We start from the raw sequence: 14,979 nt of genomic DNA, 5'->3' as shown, positions 1-14,979 counted from the left end.
GAGGCGTTTTTTTTCATGGATTCCCGCTGGAAGCATGCGGGAATGACGTAAGATGATAAATTGATATTGTTGTATAAGCTCCTCCCGAGATCTCTGATGCTAAGTCTCACAATATTTGACTCTGAGAGTCCCAGTTTAGATGAAGATGTCCTCCCCCACAAGTTGGTGGGAGCTTGTGAGGGAAGACGTGAGTATTTTAGCAGTCTTGTAAGCCGTCGATCATTTCAACAGCCTCACGGAAGTTGCAGCATTTGACGGCCATGACCATGTCGATGGGATTGAAGTTTTTCTGGCACCGGAAGCACCGGGCCAGGTTGGTTTTGGGGTTGGTGGCGGTTTGAAACTCAGAGCACAGGGGGCATAGAAAGCGAAAATACCCGTCTGATACTTTGCAGGGGATGCGCAGAAAATCAGAGATGAGCCGGGAGATGGGGATCTGATTACGCAGTATCCGGAGTTTTTGCTTGGAATAGAGCTTTGTCATGATGTCTTCTCCTAGGGAAGGCGGAATTCGGCCATGGTGTCGGTGACCAGGGCTTCGTTGATCTTGTTGAGATTTTGGGCGGCGGCATTGAGGAGGCAGGCGGTAGCGATGTTATTAATCTGCCTTGGGATGCCGCTGGCATAGTCATGGATGAGGGATTTGGCTTCGGGCTCGAAGACCTTCTCGTTGCTCCCCGCGAAACGCATCCTGGAGTCGATATAGGAGGTGGTCTGGTCCGAGGTTAAGGCGCCGAGGTGACATCGGACGGTGATTCGGTTGACAAGATCGCTAAGAGAGGCACGGGCAAGGAGCTTGGCGAGGGGCTCCTGACCGCTGAGGACGATCTTTACGGGAGTATCGGTATCGAGGGCTGAGCTAACCAGGAGGCGCAGATCGGTCAAAGCTTGCGGATCTATAAGGTGGGCTTCGTCGATGATAAGCACCGTTGAGAGATCTTCTTTTGCGGTGCGATCGAGAATTTGTAAAAAGAGATGATCCTTGCCTCGCCGGGGGGCTTCTCCCAACTGAGTCACGATTAGGCGAAGCAGGCTGGATGACGGGATTCCGGTGAAGTGGAGATAAACGGGGCGGTAGCGGTTTTTAGAGAGGTTATGGATGAAGAGCCTTAAGAGTGTGGATTTTCCGGCACCGGTTGGTCCGATGAGGAGGGCCAGGGTCCCTTGCCGGGCAAAGTAGTCGAGTCTGGCCAGGGACTGGGAGATGCGGTGGTCGTTGAGGATCCATTCCACGGGAGGGCGTTCCTGGAAGGGATGGCTGTTCATTTTGAAATGATCGAGGAACATGGTGGTTACTCCTTTTGCTGTAGGATTTGTTTGAGCTCACCGACGAGGTGGGGGAACGACTTGTTAGGCACTCGGGCAAAGGCCTGCGTGAGCACGGATTCTGTGAGCTGAACGTTTTGATTGTAGAGTTTTTTGAGCGTTTCGAGCTCCTGTGCCGTGAAGGCGGAGATGCCCACTTCTTTTCCGAGCAGCCGGGCAAAGGCTTTGACAAAGGCATGAAACGGCCACGGCCGCACGGAGACGACCTTGCGGTAATCGATGCCGCGAGTGTTTGCGGCGAGCTGCTCCCGGTGCTCGCGAACGAGGAGATCGATGAGGTTATGCTTGGGTTTTCCCCGAGCTTGTGCGGGAAGGGGCGGTTGCTCGGCCTCGCGGTGATGGAGCACGCCCGATCCCTGGTATTCGCCTTTCAGGGAAAAGATCTTCACGCTATCTGAAGACGAGAAGGGATCGTAGTGGACCCAGACCTTGTCTCCCCTTAAAGCTGGATCGACCCGGTAGAGCCGCTTATCGAGGCTAATGTCGGAAAAATCCTTGTGGACGACCCGAGTGACCTTTCTAAGGAAGGAAGCGAGCACCTGGTCCATTTCCACGTGGCGGATGACGGAAAGTCCGGTATGATAGCGGTCCTTGGGAGTCTCGCCGGTCTCGGAATGAATGGAGCTATGATAATCCACCGAGATCCATGCGCTGAGAGCTCGGTTGAGATCATCGAGGCTTATGGCATCTTGTGCCCGCACCTCGGATTCAAACCGGTCTTGGGCGGTCTCAAAGAAGCGCTCAATGAGTCCTCCCGGGGAAGGGTCCCCGGCCGGCCGGTGGCGAAGCCGGATGTGGAGCCGGTAGCAGGCAGCCTTGAGGCCGATTGCGTGATAGACCTTGGCGTTATCGAGGTAGAGTTCGCCGGGGGCGCCATGCTTGGCCAGGGCGCGCAGCAGCGAGTCGATGAGGATATCGAGGCTTTGGCGCAGGTAGTAGCGGGCCTCGACGATATACCTGCTGTGGCAGTCGATGAAAGCGGAAAGATAGGTGGGCAGGACCTCCCGGCCGAAAACAACATAGGGGCCTTCCTCGAAGTCCCCAACCCAGAGATCATGGGTATGGTCTCTGGTCCAACGTTTTCTCACCTTGTTTTTGACAACGCCGAGCTTGAGGCGGGTTGCGCCCGCACCTTTAAGATGGCGATACAAAGTAGAGCGGGAGAGCGTAACGCCATAGAGGTCCTTTAGGAATCGGTTGATGGTGGCAGGGGAGCGCTTGGGCTGCTCGCATTTAAGCTCGATGGCGGTTGCAATGATTTCTGCGGGTGCGGCCCTGGCATGGCCGCGGTCATGGCGGTCTTTTCTTGCGAGAGCATCGAATCCTCCGGTTCGATAGCGCTTCAGCTTTCGCCTGAGGGTGGAAAGGGAGGGCTTGCCGGTACGTCCGCCGGGAAAGACCATCTCCTTTTGAGAGATCTCTTTGAGAAAATCCTGGATCGATTCCGGCTCCACCTCGTCGAAGAGAACGGGGCGAAGGAGATCGCACCAGAACAGGGCCCATTTTTCATCTTTTTGCTTCATAACGCCTCCTTTGTTTTATGGTTGGAGGCGAGCATAAATCATTGCCAGGCGCAGCCTGTTGCAAAGAAGGGGAAAATTGAAGCACCAAAAACAACTCGGAATACCGCCTCCAGGTGGACGAGCCGGCGAGAGCGTTTGAGGGTTTCTTCCCGAGCGGTTTTCACGAACTTATTGGGGGAGATCGTTAGCGCGGCGAGATCCCGGTAGACTTTTGTCGCCGGATCCTTCTGTAAGATGAGGTCCAGAGCGCGGCGCGGGATTTCTTTGAAGCGGCCAAGAGTGTCGATCCAGCGGTAAGGGGTTGTGTGGGAGAGGACTTTATCGACCGGCGTATTTCCTTCGTCCGTCGAGGCATGGAAGATCTCCGAGCCTTCTTCCAGGACTGTCTTCCGATAGGTCGACGTCTCATCTTCCAGATAGCTTGCCGAGCGATGAAGTATCGCGTCGCTGGTGTAACGCTTGAAGGGAAGCGCGAAAGGAGGCTGTTCGGTGAAGGTCTTATGGCAGCCGGGGCATTTCCACCGAATGACAAGGCATTTTACCACCTGGACCAATGCGTCGCATAGAATGCGGAATTTGCGGGGGCGTGCCTGATGCCGCCTGAACAAATACGGTTGAGTATTGCAGACGGGGCAGGAGGGCAAACCGCAGCGGATCTTGTTTCGCAGCACATTCAAGCTGTATTTTCTAATATCTGAGCGGGTAAATGGAGCAAACATGGCGTCTCCCACTTGAGCGAATAGTCATGATCGAAGAGGTTTCCGAAAAAGCCGTTCGTTTACTCCAACCTGGCGCCGCCCGCAAGCGCAAAACCGCCGGCGCCCGACGCGCCAGATGCTATGTTTGGCAACGGTTTTTCAACAAAGGAGTTGCGTTACCCATGAGTAAGATATCCCGCAATGCGCCCTGCCCTTGTGGAAGTGGAAAGAAGTACAAAAAATGCTGTTTGTTGCGCGAACAGGTCTCAGCGACACGGCCGCCGCAGGCTCCTTCAGATGTCTTCAAACAGATCCATGCCCAAATGGAGGAGTTGGACAACCTATCGAATAGTGTCATTGATCTCATCCAAGCCGGGAAACTGGACGAAGCGGAAGCTCAGTGTCACAAGCTATTGGAGCAATATCCGGACGATGTTGACGGGCTCGACAGACTGGCAACGGTCTATGAAGCCAAGGGGCAGAATAAGATGGCCGCTGAGTACTACCGAAAGGCGGCCGCTTTTATGCGCTCAAGGCCAGGATTTGACAACGAAGCCATTGAATGGGCTCTGAAGAAAGCCTCTGAACTGGAGTCTGCATCGTCATCAGCAGAATAGATCTTGCGGCCGAGCCATGGCCTGCAGGTGGTCGGCGAGGTTCGTAGCGCTGCGACAACCAGTAATGTTGACATTCCGGAGGTGCTTCGGCGCCCCCGCTGATGCCCAGCCGCTATCCGGCGTGGTCTTGGGACCGGTTAGCGCCCGGCGCGCGGGGTAGGCAGGGTAAAGTGCAAAAGCATGGCGAGGTATAGCGGGATAGGCGGGATCAGATTACTTGGGACTGTTCAAATCAAATATTGTGGGACGTAGGATCTGAAGGGTCGAGGATCATAAAGAAAGGAATCCAACGCCATGCAGCAGTTAGGAATGGGACAAGCCGTCAATCAGGCCCTTCGCGAAGAAATGACGCGAGATGAAAGAGTCTTCATTGCCGGGGAAGGTGTCGGGGTGAGCATCCACGATAATCCGATGCTCCCCACGGCGGATCTGCTCAAAGACTTCGGTGTCGCACGTGTTAAGGACACGCCAGTATCCGAAGCCGCTATTGCCGGGCTGGCGGTGGGCGCCGCTGTATCAGGTCTCAGGCCGGTGGTGGAGATCATGTTCAATCCGTTTTTCACCCTCGCCTCGGATATGATCGTCAATCATGCGGCAAAGCTTCGATATCTCTCAGGAGGAAAATCGACCTTTCCACTGGTCGTGCGCATCAAGACCGGAGCAGGTTTTGGGGCGGGCTGCCAGCACGCACACAACCTGGAGGCCTGGGTGGCACACTGTCCGGGGCTGAAGGTGGTCATGCCCTCGACTCCCGCCGACGCCAAGGGATTGCTCAAAGCAGCCATTCGAGACGACAACCCGGTTGTTTTCATAGAAGACATGATGCTTTACTTTGTCCCCGAACCGGTCCCCGCTGAGGAATACCTGACTCCCATCGGCAAGGCCGAGGTCAAACGGCAGGGCAGGGATGTGACCGTGGTGACCTGGTCGAAAATGCTCGGTGTCGCCCTGAAGGCCGCGGCCGGATTGGCACAGGAGGGAATTGAAGCAGAGGTCGTGGATTTGCGCACTCTGGTACCGCTTGACAGGGAGACTATAATTTCTTCGGTACGCAAAACAGGGCGCCTGGTGGTGCTTCATGAAGCCACCCGCACCGGCGGTTTTTCCGGTGAAGTCTGTGCCCTCGTCACAGAGGAGGCCTTCTCGAGCCTCAAGGCACCGTTCAGGCGGGTTACCGGACCCGACATCCCGGTGCCGGTGAGTCCGCCTCTTGAGCGCTTCTACATCCCCGATGAGGAGCAACTGATAGCCGCTGTGAAAGAGATTGTTTAGCTGTTCGGCATGCGAATAATTGTCTGAGGCATCGTATGCCAGAGAATGAAACCTTGAGGCGTATCGAAAAGATCGTATCAACCCTGGATCTGGACCATTCTAAAAGGATATTTGGCAAGCAGAGGAAATAATAAATGGCGGGTTATGGTGAATGGAATGAGAAAGGAGCAACTCTGAGCGATGCAACTGCTAAGGGTTCTCTCGAAAATAACTTCACATGTTCTACAACAAGACACCTTGTCGCTCATGGAGACTCAACAGACGGTTTAATCGTGTAGTTCCAATTGGCCAGTTCATTATTCTTTGTAATGTTGAGGCGCTTGAACTCCCTGTCAGGAATCTTTATCCCCTTCTCGTATTGACGATCATCAAGGTATGCCGCGATACGGAGTCCGGTTTTCGTTTTCGTGCCTTCGACAAAATTGATCAGAGTTTCAAAGCTTTCGAGAGGATGCCCTGCCCAGTTTTTGCTAATCTCGCTGAACATCCTATGCTCGATAGGATTCCATTTACTTGCACCAGTTGGGTAATGCGATACGGTTACTTGCAGGCCGTGTTCATTGGCGATTCGTTCCTGCAGATACTTTTTGCAGGCACGAGTCCTCGCTCCGTTACTCCCACCGCTGTCTGCCAGAACAAGCAACCGTTTCGAATCCGGATGTTGGTGTCTATTGTGATGTGCTTGGACGAATCTACACTCAGGATTTGATGATTTATGGCCCGATGACTCTTCGGTTCGTCCAGGACCCTGGAGAAACGGGAATTCCAGTATTTGATGCTGATCGTCAACTCACCTTGGGTTATAGAGGCAATGCTTTGTTTAGCTGGACCGTTGCCCCGCATAGTTGCCCATTGTCTGCCAATGCAGGCCCTGACCAAGTCGTCAATGAAAAAGTAACCTTAGATGGCAGTGGATCAAACGATCCGGGTGGCGTGATCGTATCTTACCAATGGCAACTTAAGCATGAGTCCAATTCGAGCTTTGATCAAACGGCAACCGGAATGAAGCCTACAGTGGTGAATTTGGAAAAAGGCTTTTACGAGGTTACCTTAACCGTTACCGATAATAGCGGGTTGACTGATACCGACAAAATGGTTTTGGCCGTATCGGGACCTGGATCAAACGGGACAAAGGTTGTTGTTATTCCATTGAATTGATTGACTGACACGCAGTTTGGGTGCATCGTTCCACAGGCTAAAGCCTGTGGAAAAATGATCTCCTGGACGGACACAAGTCCGTTGCTTGGGCGCGCTGATTCTAGCTGCGGTGATCGGGGCCACTGAGTCCCGGTTGCCGGATAGGTAGCGAGTTACAGAGGAGACAGGCACTCCTGCCCTGGCTGCAATAGCTGCAGCGGAGATGCGTTGAGTTCGAAGATAATCCTTGAGGTTCATGTTGGTTTTTTCTCAGAACTGTACCATGTGGAAACGTTGTGCTAGATTCGTGTCTTGTTGTGATGAGACACTGTGCAGGAATTGATGGGCATGGCGCGGCTCACGAGTTTGGAACCTATGGTTGGAGCCGTTATGGATAATGTGAACGAAACGTATTTGAAGGTGTGGGACCATCTCGTCGCCTGGTGCGGGACGAGGTCGAACGCACCAGCCAGGGCGCCGTTGCCAATCAACGTGAGCCGATCGGCGGTTAACCGATGGGTGTATGGAATCCGTGGAGAGAGGATTGAGCTGTCGAATTGTTTGCGCATTGTGCAAGCACTTGGGGGGGGACCTGGCCATGTTGGCACGAGATTTAGGGTACAAGGAAGTAGCTCGAATAGTGGAGCTGAGTAAGGAGAAGCAGGAAATGCTGCTGGATTTACTGGAGCTCTTGGAAAAGGGAGGTCCTGCGGCGGAAAAGCACAAGCAGGAGATAGAATTCTTAAAAACATACAAATAGCCGGTTGCGTGAGCGGTGCCACTTGATGGCACTGCGGGTGTCACGACCGGACATGATTTATCCCCATTGGGGAAAAAAGATGAAGCAGAGAGAACAGAGGCGAACTATAAATACTTGAAAAAATTGGTCGGGACGACTGGATTCGAACCAGCGACCTCTGCGTCCCGAACGCAGCGCTCTACCAGGCTGAGCCACGTCCCGACTCCATGAACGGAGACTATCTAGCAGATAATCAATCCTCTGTCTAGGGATTTTAGGGATTTTGCCATTCGGCCAGTGTTTGCATGGTTGGAAACTACCCTCGCCACGCCATGGCAATGAGTTATGGTCGTGGGCGCTAAGCGAGGCTGGTGATCCCGTTGAATCGGAGGCATTTCGCCGGGGTGACGGCCACGCTGAAGTACGTGCCGATCTCCTGCGACTGCGCCCCCACGCCTAAGCTTCATGTCTTGTCAGCGGGAGTCGCTTTGGGCGGACTCTCTGTGGTCTTCTGTTTCAATTTTTCCTGAATTGCGGAAAACGGCATGAATTGACAGGCAAGCTGGAACTCGCGCAGTTTCATGTTGGTTCGCGCCACCTGCCGGGACAACACCAGGTTCACACTTCCTTGAACGGTATATGGTGAAGATTCGAGATTGCGCATGAATTCCGCAATCGCTTCATTGCTCAAGGCTACCCCGTTGAGGGTTATGCTGCTGCCGGAGATTGCCAAGCGCTCGAACCACACCTTATCGGCCGGCAGTTCCACGCTGAGCAGTGCCAGGACCCGCACCACCTTGTCGCGATCATTTTGCAGATCATGGATGATCGATCTTTTCTTGTCACTGACGGCCTTCTTGCTCTCCAGTTCCTTCAGCATTGCATCGTATTTGCTGTACTGATTCACCTCGTTGGACACTTGACTCGAACGCCGCTCCAATCGTTGCACTTCATTTTGGCAGGAGAGCCACAGGTAGCCCATCACTGAAAACAGCAGCACAATGCTCAAAAAGTAGGCGGACACGAACTGTCTGACATGTTCTCTTCGTTTCTGGGCCCTGACGGGTAAGAGGTTTACCTGAATCATTTTTCCACATTCTTTCGCAGTGCCAGGCCAAAGGCGATGCACATCTGCGGCCCCAGGTAGTCGAGGTAGGACGGGTCAAAATACTTTTCTTCGTAGTTGACCGCCTTCAATGGATTGAGAATTTCCACGGGAATTCCCAGTCCCTCCCGAAATACTCCGGCCAGTCCGGAAATTCGTGAAGAGCCGCCGCTCAAGAATATTTTTTCAATCTGGTTGTCCGGATAATTTCGATAATAAAAATCGACCGCCCGCTTGAACTCGCTCACCCAATTGCTCACAACGTCGGCAAAAACCTCCTGGACCGAAGTCTCCCGAATCTTCGGCGATGGCTCACCGAGCTTTATACGTTCGGCCGCTTCTTCCGAAATTCCGGCGCTCTCTTGAATCGCCTCGGTGATCTGTCGGCCGCCGATAGGAACGTCTCTGGTGAATATCGGTACACCGTGATGGAGTACATTCATGGCCGTTTTGGCCGCGCCAATGTCCATGAGCAGTATGTTTTCTGAGCCGGTCAGCCCGTAGCTGGCTTCATAGGCGTTGCCCAGAGCAAAAAAGTCCACATCGATGACGGTTGGCTCAAACCCGGCCATTCTGGCCAGGTCGATGTAATCATTAATGGATTCTTTCTTTGCAGCGACCAGCAGAACTTCCATGAAACTCGGTCGATCCTTGGCCACATCGAGAATCTGGTAATCGACCTCCACTTCATCGATGTTATACGGAATATATTGGCCCAGTTCCAGGTGCATGCGATCTTCAAGCTCTTCTTCAGTCATCATCGGGAGCTCGATTTTCTTGATCATGACCTCGTAGCCGGAAATCGACATGGCAATGAGCTTGCCCTTGACCTTCAAATGTGCGGCCAGCTTTTGAATAGTCTTAGCCAGACGCTCCTGCCGGTTGCCTTTGGATGTGCTCAGAGACTCTGGGCCCGTGGGAACGACCCCGGCGTTCAGGAGCTGAATGATGCCGTTTTTTTCTTTCAATCGGACCATTTTGATGGAATGGCTGCCGATGTCCAGCCCTATGAGGTTTTCTTTTTTTCGCAACATTGAGCGACGCATCCGCACCTGAGGGGGATCGATTTTTGATTGACATTTCCATGGATTTTTACTTTACCACCATTGCTTTTGAGCCTTCAAGAGGCTATTTAGGTGTTGTTCAGATTTCCTGACCCCTGCGTCTCGTTCGCCCTCTGCAAGGGCAGGATAATCGCCCCATGCAACAAGGAGAATAATTTGTCATTGACCGGTCAAAGAGAAATTGAAAAAACCCGCTCCAAGAGCGTCCTAAGAGAATATGCCGAAGCGATCATTGTCGCCATTCTGCTCGCGCTGGTTATCAGGGCCTTTGTAATTCAGGCGTTCAAGATCCCGTCGGGGTCGATGAAACCTACCTTGCTCATAGGGGACCACATCCTGGTCAGCAAGTTCACATACGGCATCAAGATACCCTTCACAAACAAGGAACTGGTGAATTTTGGCAGTCCCGAACGGGGAGACATTGTTGTTTTCGAGTATCCCGTCGATCCTTCCAAGGATTTTATCAAGCGCGTGATCGGTCTGCCCGGCGATACCGTAAAGATTCAGAATAAGCAGGTGTACATCAACGATCAACTTGTGGAGGAGCCGTACGCCGTTCACAGTGACGACAAGATTCTTCCCGCCAGTGTGAGTCCCCGGGACAACATGGGGCCGATTGTGGTGCCGCCGCGCCATCTGTTTGTTATGGGCGATAATAGAGACGAAAGCTACGACGGTCGCTTTTGGAAATTCGTTGACATCGCGGCCCTGAAAGGCAAGGCGTTCATCATCTACTGGTCGTGGAACAGGGACGGGAGTTTTACCCTGAATTCCGACGAGAGCTATATTCGCTGGAATCGGATCGGCAAATGGCTTCATTGAAAAAGCAGCACCTGCACTGCCCTCGAAGATACATGAAAGTCTCCTTGGCCTTGGACTCCTTATCAGGTTTCCACCTCCAACTGTTTGAACACCATGCCGATTGAAACGAAGTTACAAATTGAAAGGATCGCCAGCTGGCTCTCACAAAGTGTTGACTATATGGAGGCTCAAGGAGTCGTATTTGAGCTGCGGCCGGAAATCAACTCCATGGTGCTCGCCAGGCTTGCCCAAAAAACATTCGGAGAAAAGAGCCTCGGACTGATCCTTCTGACCCGGCATGCAAGCGAACGGAACGAAGCCGCGCTCCTGTTGGCCAAACGGTTGCAACTCCGCTATCAGGTTATCGACCTGGGACGGCCGGCAGAGGAGCTTGTCAACATTTTCCCCGATGCACCGCAGGGACAGCTTCTGTCCAGGCTCAATATGGCCGTGCTTTACCAGTCAGCGGCTGCCGCCGGCTACGCGGTACTCGGAACATTGACCCGAAACGATTGGGAAATCGGCAACTTCACCAAGTATGGCGATGGGGCGGCAGACCTGTTTCCAATCGTCCACCTGTTGGCGAGTGAATTGCAGGTTATCGCGAAACACCTGGATCTCCCTGACTTCATTGTTCAGAAACCGTCTGCTGCAACCCAGCCATCGCAACACTTCACGACGCGGCAGCTGGAGGATTACCTGACGGGCGAACTGGCGCGCGTGCCAAGGGATGTGCAGACCAAGATTCAACAAGCGCAGCAGGAGGCACTGCACAAAAAATTGCCCATATTGCATCAGTCCCTGCTGGAAGGACTGGGAGTCAAAGAAACCGCAACAGAAGAAATGCAGGAAGCCTACGATAAGAGCATCGAGGCTTTGACGCTCATCAGCAAAGCGATCACCTCCGATCAGTACCTTGAAGACATCCTGCGGCTCATCGTCATGGTGACTGCAGAAGTGATGAACTCGAGCGTCTGTTCGCTCTGGCTGCTGGACGAAAAGGAAGCCGTCATGCGGCTGCGCGCGACCCAGTCCATTGACAGTGAATACCTGAAAGACCGGGTGCTGCGCGTAGGAGAAGGCGTGGTCGGCAAGGTGGTGGCGGAGAACCGGCCCTATGTCATAACCAACGTATTAACGGACCCGTACTACAAGGAGAAGGACCTGGCCAAGAGAATGGGACTGGTTTCGATGCTGTCTGTTCCCATGCGGGTCAAAGAGCGGGTCATCGGCGTCATCAACTGTTACACGTCTCACCCCCACGCATTCAGCGACCTGCAGATGAATGTATTGACCACGGTAGCCAACCAGGCGGCTGTGGCCATTGAAAAGACGGAACTGATGGTGCAGACAAAAGTCATTCAGGAGGAACTGGAACGGCGCAAACTCATCGAAAGGGCCAAAGACCTGCTCATGAAACGGTTTCAGCTTCCCGGCGAAGAGGCCTATCGATGGCTGCAAAAGCGCAGCATGAATACCCGAAAGTCGATGCGGGAAGTGGCCGAAGCGGTCATCCTCACCATGGAAGGCTGAGCCTTCAGTCCCCGTCACCATACAACAAACAATCTTTGCGCAGTTCCTGAAACACCTCGATGTCACCGGCCCAACCATGCTCCATCTCGTCCAGGCTCACCCCCTGCTCAATCGCTTTGCGCACCTGTTGAGATCCCAGGATAATATCGATCGGCAGCTTCTCGTATTCATATTCATAGGGCGGAGGGAGCCATTGGCAGTCGCCCGGATGCTCCCGCATCAGACTTTGCAGGAGCGCCACGCCGAAACGGTACGGACGAAATCGATCGGGGTCGGTCACATGGATCTGAAATCCGTAGCAGGTTTGCCCCCGCCATTTGTCGAACATGGGCTCGAAGGTGACGGGTCTGAGAACCATGCCTTGCAGGGCACGAGGATTCAGGGAGCGCACGAGTTTCTTTTGATCAATGAAGGGCGCTCCGAACAGTTGAAAAGGCAGCGTTGTGCCGCGCCCTTCACTGACGTTGATTCCTTCCAGCAGGACCATCCCCGGATAGAGGAGAGCCGTCTCCCAGGTGGGCATATTCGGTGAAGGGAAAACCCAGGGAAGCTGCGTGCCTGAAAACATGGAGCGGCGGTGCCAGCCGCGCATCGGGATCACCTCAAGGTCGCACGGGATGTTGCAGTGCCCCGCAACAAACAAAGCAAACTCGCCAATGGTCAACCCATGCCGCATGGGAACGGGGTAGCGCCCGACAAACGATCGACAATCGGGGCTCAACAGGTTCCCTTCCAGCACCTTACCGTTGATGGGGTTGGGGCGGTCCAGGATCACCACCTTGACGCCGACCTCCGCGGCAACCTCCATACACAGGCCCAGCGTAGTTGTGTAGGTGTAGACCCGGGTGCCTACGTCCTGCAGATCGACCAACAGCACATCGATGTTCTGCAGAACGGAAGCAGGCGGCCGGCGCACATGGCTGTACAAACTGACCATGGGAATCTGCAGCGCACGGTCCCAGTCATCCGGTGATTCCTGCATGTTGGCCTGTTTCTCGCCGAAAAAGCCGTGCTGGGGCGAAAACAGACAATGGAGCTTTCCCCCGGCTCCAGTAAGGATATCGACCACGTGCTCAAAACGGTGCGTTACCGATGCCTGGTTGGACAGCAGTCCAAGCCTTTGGGTCCGCAACCATGCAGGTGGCTGACTTGCCAATAACTCGCATCCCAGTTGAACCATAACCGAAATTCTTTATCCTCCATTTGTGTTGCCGCAGTAAGGTCCTTACCGGCTGCCGGGCCAAATGCCGCACACGGCTCCTCAAGGTGAGTGATTGGGCAGCTTGATCACAAAGCTTGTACCGCGGCCCGGTTTGCTCAGGGCCTTGATTTCCCCCCCGTACTGGCGGACCAATTCCCTGCAGTAGTAGAGCCCGATGCCCATTCCCAAGCCACCCCTGTTTTCCCTCCCGGAAGCCTTGGTACTGAAAAACGGCTGGAAAATACGCTCCAGCAGATGAGCGGAAATGCCCGGCCCAGTGTCCCCGATGCTCACAATGATCGACGTGTCATTATACCAGGTGGAAATCAGCAATTTAGGATTCGGCAAGTCCTCCATGGCTTCCACGGCGTTTCGCAGGATGTTGCCAAAAATCTGATTGAAATCACTTGCTATCCCTTTAAAGAGAGGAAGATTTTCGGCCAAATTCCATTTGATATCAATCTGCAGTTTGTAAGACGGATGCAACTCGAGAAAGGACATCTCCTCCTTCAGGATGTCGTTCAGCTGCAGCCAGGAAGCTATGGTCTCTTTGCACTCCTTCATCTTCCTCATGACGGTGGAGACAATCTTCATCATCCTCACCGCCTGTTGATGAATCGTGGTAATATCGCGCACTTCTGGATGAAATATTTGCAGCAGCTCCGACTGAGTCATAATGCTCGTGAGCGGATTATTCAGGTTGTGCAGAATGCTCGCCATTGATCTTCCCGTATGGATCAAGGGCTCAAACTGGGAAAACCTGGTGAGCATCTCATGCCATTGGCCTCGAAAGAGCTCGAGCTGCTCTTTCAGTTGAGCAATTTCACGCCTGATTTCAGCTTCTTGAGATGCTTCCGCCTTGGCCTTTTCCAGGGCGGTTTTGAGAACATCGATGTCAATCGGCTTTTTAATAAAGTCGAATACGTGCAGTTTCAGTGCGTCCACAGCGGAATCGTAGGTACCGTAGCCGGTGATGACAATGATTGGCGTGGCGGCATTCAGCTTTTTGATTTCACTGATCAGTTCGATTCCCGACATTTCGGGCATACGCAAGTCGGTTACGACTACATCCGGGTTGACCGAGCGGAAGATCTCAAGCCCGTCCTTAGCCTTGAGAGCCTCGTGCACGTCGTATCCTTCGTCCTCCAGGAAGAACTTGATCCCTTCAACAACTCCCGGTTCGTCATCAATGATCAATATGGGCGTAACAGCCATATGCAAGCCCCTCTCCAAAGCATCGTGCTTAGAATAGACTTTATCCTGAGAATTTACAACAAATACACCTGCGGCAAATGCCAACGGTTGGCCGCCACAGTACACGGTGCGGCTTCGCTGCAGGGCGCTGCGGCGATTTCCGGAAAACGTTCCTGCCGGTTGTCGAGCGAAAGCTCAATGCAGCACGTTCCTGGTAATGCCTTCCACTTCGTCCACATCAAGCGGCTTCTTGAGATACTTGTAGACACCATATTGACGCGCCATTTGTTCATAGCTGTCCTGGGGCAGTGCCGTCACGATCACTACCTTGGTGCACATCCCTTTCTCATGAATAGATTTCAAAAGCTCGATCCCGTTGATTCCGGGCATCTTGATGTCCAGGAAAAGCAAAGTCGGGGTTTTTTCCTGTAACACGTCGAGCGCCTTGGTTCCACTGTTGAACATCACCACCGGGTAGTCATCCCCCAGCATTGCATCAAATGAATCCAGAATACCCTGATCATCATCGACCACATAAATCACTTGATTCTGCAGATCTCTCATGGTGTTTCTCCCTTTCTGATCGAGTCGAGTTCGCTTGCATCCTGAAACCCCTTCTCCTTTGGGGAAAAAGGTCGGGGTGGGGGGTTGCACAGTTTTCTTCCAAGATCATGCAAAACTCGTACTCCAGGAGCTCTTGACTCGATCATTTGACGCGGTGTGAGGTTTTTTTGCACAACCGTCCGGGCAGGAGGAGTTTGCCGGCTCG

Annotated in this window: 16 protein-coding genes and 1 tRNA gene; 6 read left to right on the top strand and 11 right to left on the bottom strand. The window is 53.3% G+C overall.

Translation table 11 applies throughout. The features are described from left to right. Nucleotides 1-196: 196 nt before the first annotated feature. From K1V27_RS06605 to K1V27_RS06590, 4 genes are read right to left on the bottom strand one after another with little or no spacing between them, the layout of a single operon-like run. Nucleotides 197-484 carry a CHC2 zinc finger domain-containing protein gene (locus K1V27_RS06605; protein ID WP_258927472.1) on the bottom strand — a complete coding sequence of 96 codons (288 nt, stop codon included), beginning with the start codon at nucleotides 482-484 and terminating at the stop codon, nucleotides 197-199. A gap of 11 nt (nucleotides 485-495) precedes the next feature. After that, a complete protein-coding gene (locus K1V27_RS06600; RefSeq protein WP_258927473.1) occupies nucleotides 496-1,287 on the bottom strand; it encodes an ExeA family protein in 792 nt (263 codons plus the stop codon). 5 nt (nucleotides 1,288-1,292) lie between these two features. Continuing rightward, the gene (locus K1V27_RS06595) at nucleotides 1,293-2,849 is read right to left on the bottom strand and encodes a helix-turn-helix domain-containing protein (protein WP_258927474.1); all 1,557 of its coding nucleotides are present in this window, start codon (nucleotides 2,847-2,849) and stop codon (nucleotides 1,293-1,295) included. 38 nt (nucleotides 2,850-2,887) lie between these two features. Continuing rightward, complete coding sequence (locus tag K1V27_RS06590) at nucleotides 2,888-3,568, bottom strand: DUF6431 domain-containing protein (protein WP_258927475.1); 681 nt, start codon at nucleotides 3,566-3,568, stop codon at nucleotides 2,888-2,890. 26 nt (nucleotides 3,569-3,594) lie between these two features. Here K1V27_RS06590 and K1V27_RS06585 point away from each other — a divergent pair, with 26 nt between their 5' ends. Then, nucleotides 3,595-4,164: a tetratricopeptide repeat protein gene (locus K1V27_RS06585; protein WP_258928813.1), complete on the top strand. Its 570-nt coding sequence runs from the start codon at nucleotides 3,595-3,597 to the stop codon at nucleotides 4,162-4,164. A gap of 294 nt (nucleotides 4,165-4,458) precedes the next feature. After that, a complete protein-coding gene (locus tag K1V27_RS06580; RefSeq protein WP_258928811.1) occupies nucleotides 4,459-5,436 on the top strand; it encodes an alpha-ketoacid dehydrogenase subunit beta in 978 nt (325 codons plus the stop codon). 244 nt (nucleotides 5,437-5,680) lie between these two features. On the opposite strand, the gene K1V27_RS06575 is transcribed toward K1V27_RS06580, so the two are convergent. After that, nucleotides 5,681-6,205 carry an ISAzo13-like element transposase-related protein gene (locus K1V27_RS06575; RefSeq protein ID WP_258929060.1) on the bottom strand — a complete coding sequence of 175 codons (525 nt, stop codon included), beginning with the start codon at nucleotides 6,203-6,205 and terminating at the stop codon, nucleotides 5,681-5,683. On the opposite strand from K1V27_RS06575, the gene K1V27_RS06570 reads away from it, so the two are divergent. Then, on the top strand, nucleotides 6,115-6,594 hold the full coding sequence (locus K1V27_RS06570) for a PKD domain-containing protein (RefSeq protein ID WP_258928810.1): 480 nt from the start codon (nucleotides 6,115-6,117) through the stop codon (nucleotides 6,592-6,594). The genes K1V27_RS06575 and K1V27_RS06570 overlap by 91 nt on opposite strands. Before the next feature lie 577 nt (nucleotides 6,595-7,171). Further along, the gene (locus K1V27_RS06565; RefSeq protein ID WP_258928809.1) at nucleotides 7,172-7,333 is read left to right on the top strand and encodes a hypothetical protein; all 162 of its coding nucleotides are present in this window, start codon (nucleotides 7,172-7,174) and stop codon (nucleotides 7,331-7,333) included. A gap of 124 nt (nucleotides 7,334-7,457) precedes the next feature. Here K1V27_RS06565 and K1V27_RS06560 read toward each other — a convergent pair. The 3 genes from K1V27_RS06560 to pilM all read right to left on the bottom strand — a co-directional run bounded on the left by K1V27_RS06560 (nucleotide 7,458) and on the right by pilM (nucleotide 9,451). Next, nucleotides 7,458-7,534, bottom strand: a tRNA-Pro gene (locus tag K1V27_RS06560). A gap of 241 nt (nucleotides 7,535-7,775) precedes the next feature. After that, nucleotides 7,776-8,399 (bottom strand): PilN domain-containing protein, encoded by a 624-nt coding sequence (locus K1V27_RS06555; protein ID WP_258928808.1) that lies wholly within the window; start codon nucleotides 8,397-8,399, stop codon nucleotides 7,776-7,778. After that, entirely contained in the window at nucleotides 8,396-9,451 is a 1,056-nt protein-coding gene (gene pilM, locus K1V27_RS06550) for a type IV pilus assembly protein PilM (RefSeq protein WP_258928807.1), read from the bottom strand. The genes K1V27_RS06555 and pilM overlap by 4 nt, the downstream gene beginning before the upstream one ends. Nucleotides 9,452-9,637: 186 nt before the next feature. Between pilM and lepB the strand changes: the two genes are divergently transcribed. Both lepB and nadE read left to right on the top strand, forming a co-directional pair. After that, nucleotides 9,638-10,303, top strand: coding sequence for a signal peptidase I (gene lepB / locus K1V27_RS06545; protein ID WP_258928806.1), 666 nt, complete (start codon nucleotides 9,638-9,640; stop codon nucleotides 10,301-10,303). A gap of 93 nt (nucleotides 10,304-10,396) precedes the next feature. Beyond that, nucleotides 10,397-11,815: an NAD(+) synthase gene (gene nadE / locus K1V27_RS06540; RefSeq protein WP_258928805.1), complete on the top strand. Its 1,419-nt coding sequence runs from the start codon at nucleotides 10,397-10,399 to the stop codon at nucleotides 11,813-11,815. A gap of 4 nt (nucleotides 11,816-11,819) precedes the next feature. Here the strand turns inward: nadE and K1V27_RS06535 are convergent, their stop codons facing one another. From K1V27_RS06535 to K1V27_RS06525, 3 genes are all read right to left on the bottom strand, one after another. Further along, on the bottom strand, nucleotides 11,820-12,971 hold the full coding sequence (locus K1V27_RS06535; protein ID WP_258928804.1) for an exo-beta-N-acetylmuramidase NamZ family protein: 1,152 nt from the start codon (nucleotides 12,969-12,971) through the stop codon (nucleotides 11,820-11,822). A 105-nt stretch (nucleotides 12,972-13,076) separates the two neighbouring features. After that, complete coding sequence (locus K1V27_RS06530; RefSeq protein WP_258929058.1) at nucleotides 13,077-14,231, bottom strand: ATP-binding response regulator; 1,155 nt, start codon at nucleotides 14,229-14,231, stop codon at nucleotides 13,077-13,079. 174 nt (nucleotides 14,232-14,405) lie between these two features. After that, the gene (locus K1V27_RS06525) at nucleotides 14,406-14,774 is read right to left on the bottom strand and encodes a response regulator (protein WP_258928803.1); all 369 of its coding nucleotides are present in this window, start codon (nucleotides 14,772-14,774) and stop codon (nucleotides 14,406-14,408) included. Nucleotides 14,775-14,979 lie beyond the last annotated feature (205 nt).

Source organism: Desulfoferrobacter suflitae, from assembly GCF_022603395.1.
GTDB lineage: Bacteria > Desulfobacterota > Syntrophobacteria > Syntrophobacterales > Syntrophobacteraceae > Desulfoferrobacter > Desulfoferrobacter suflitae.
This window is presented reverse-complemented; position numbering and strand designations above follow the sequence as displayed.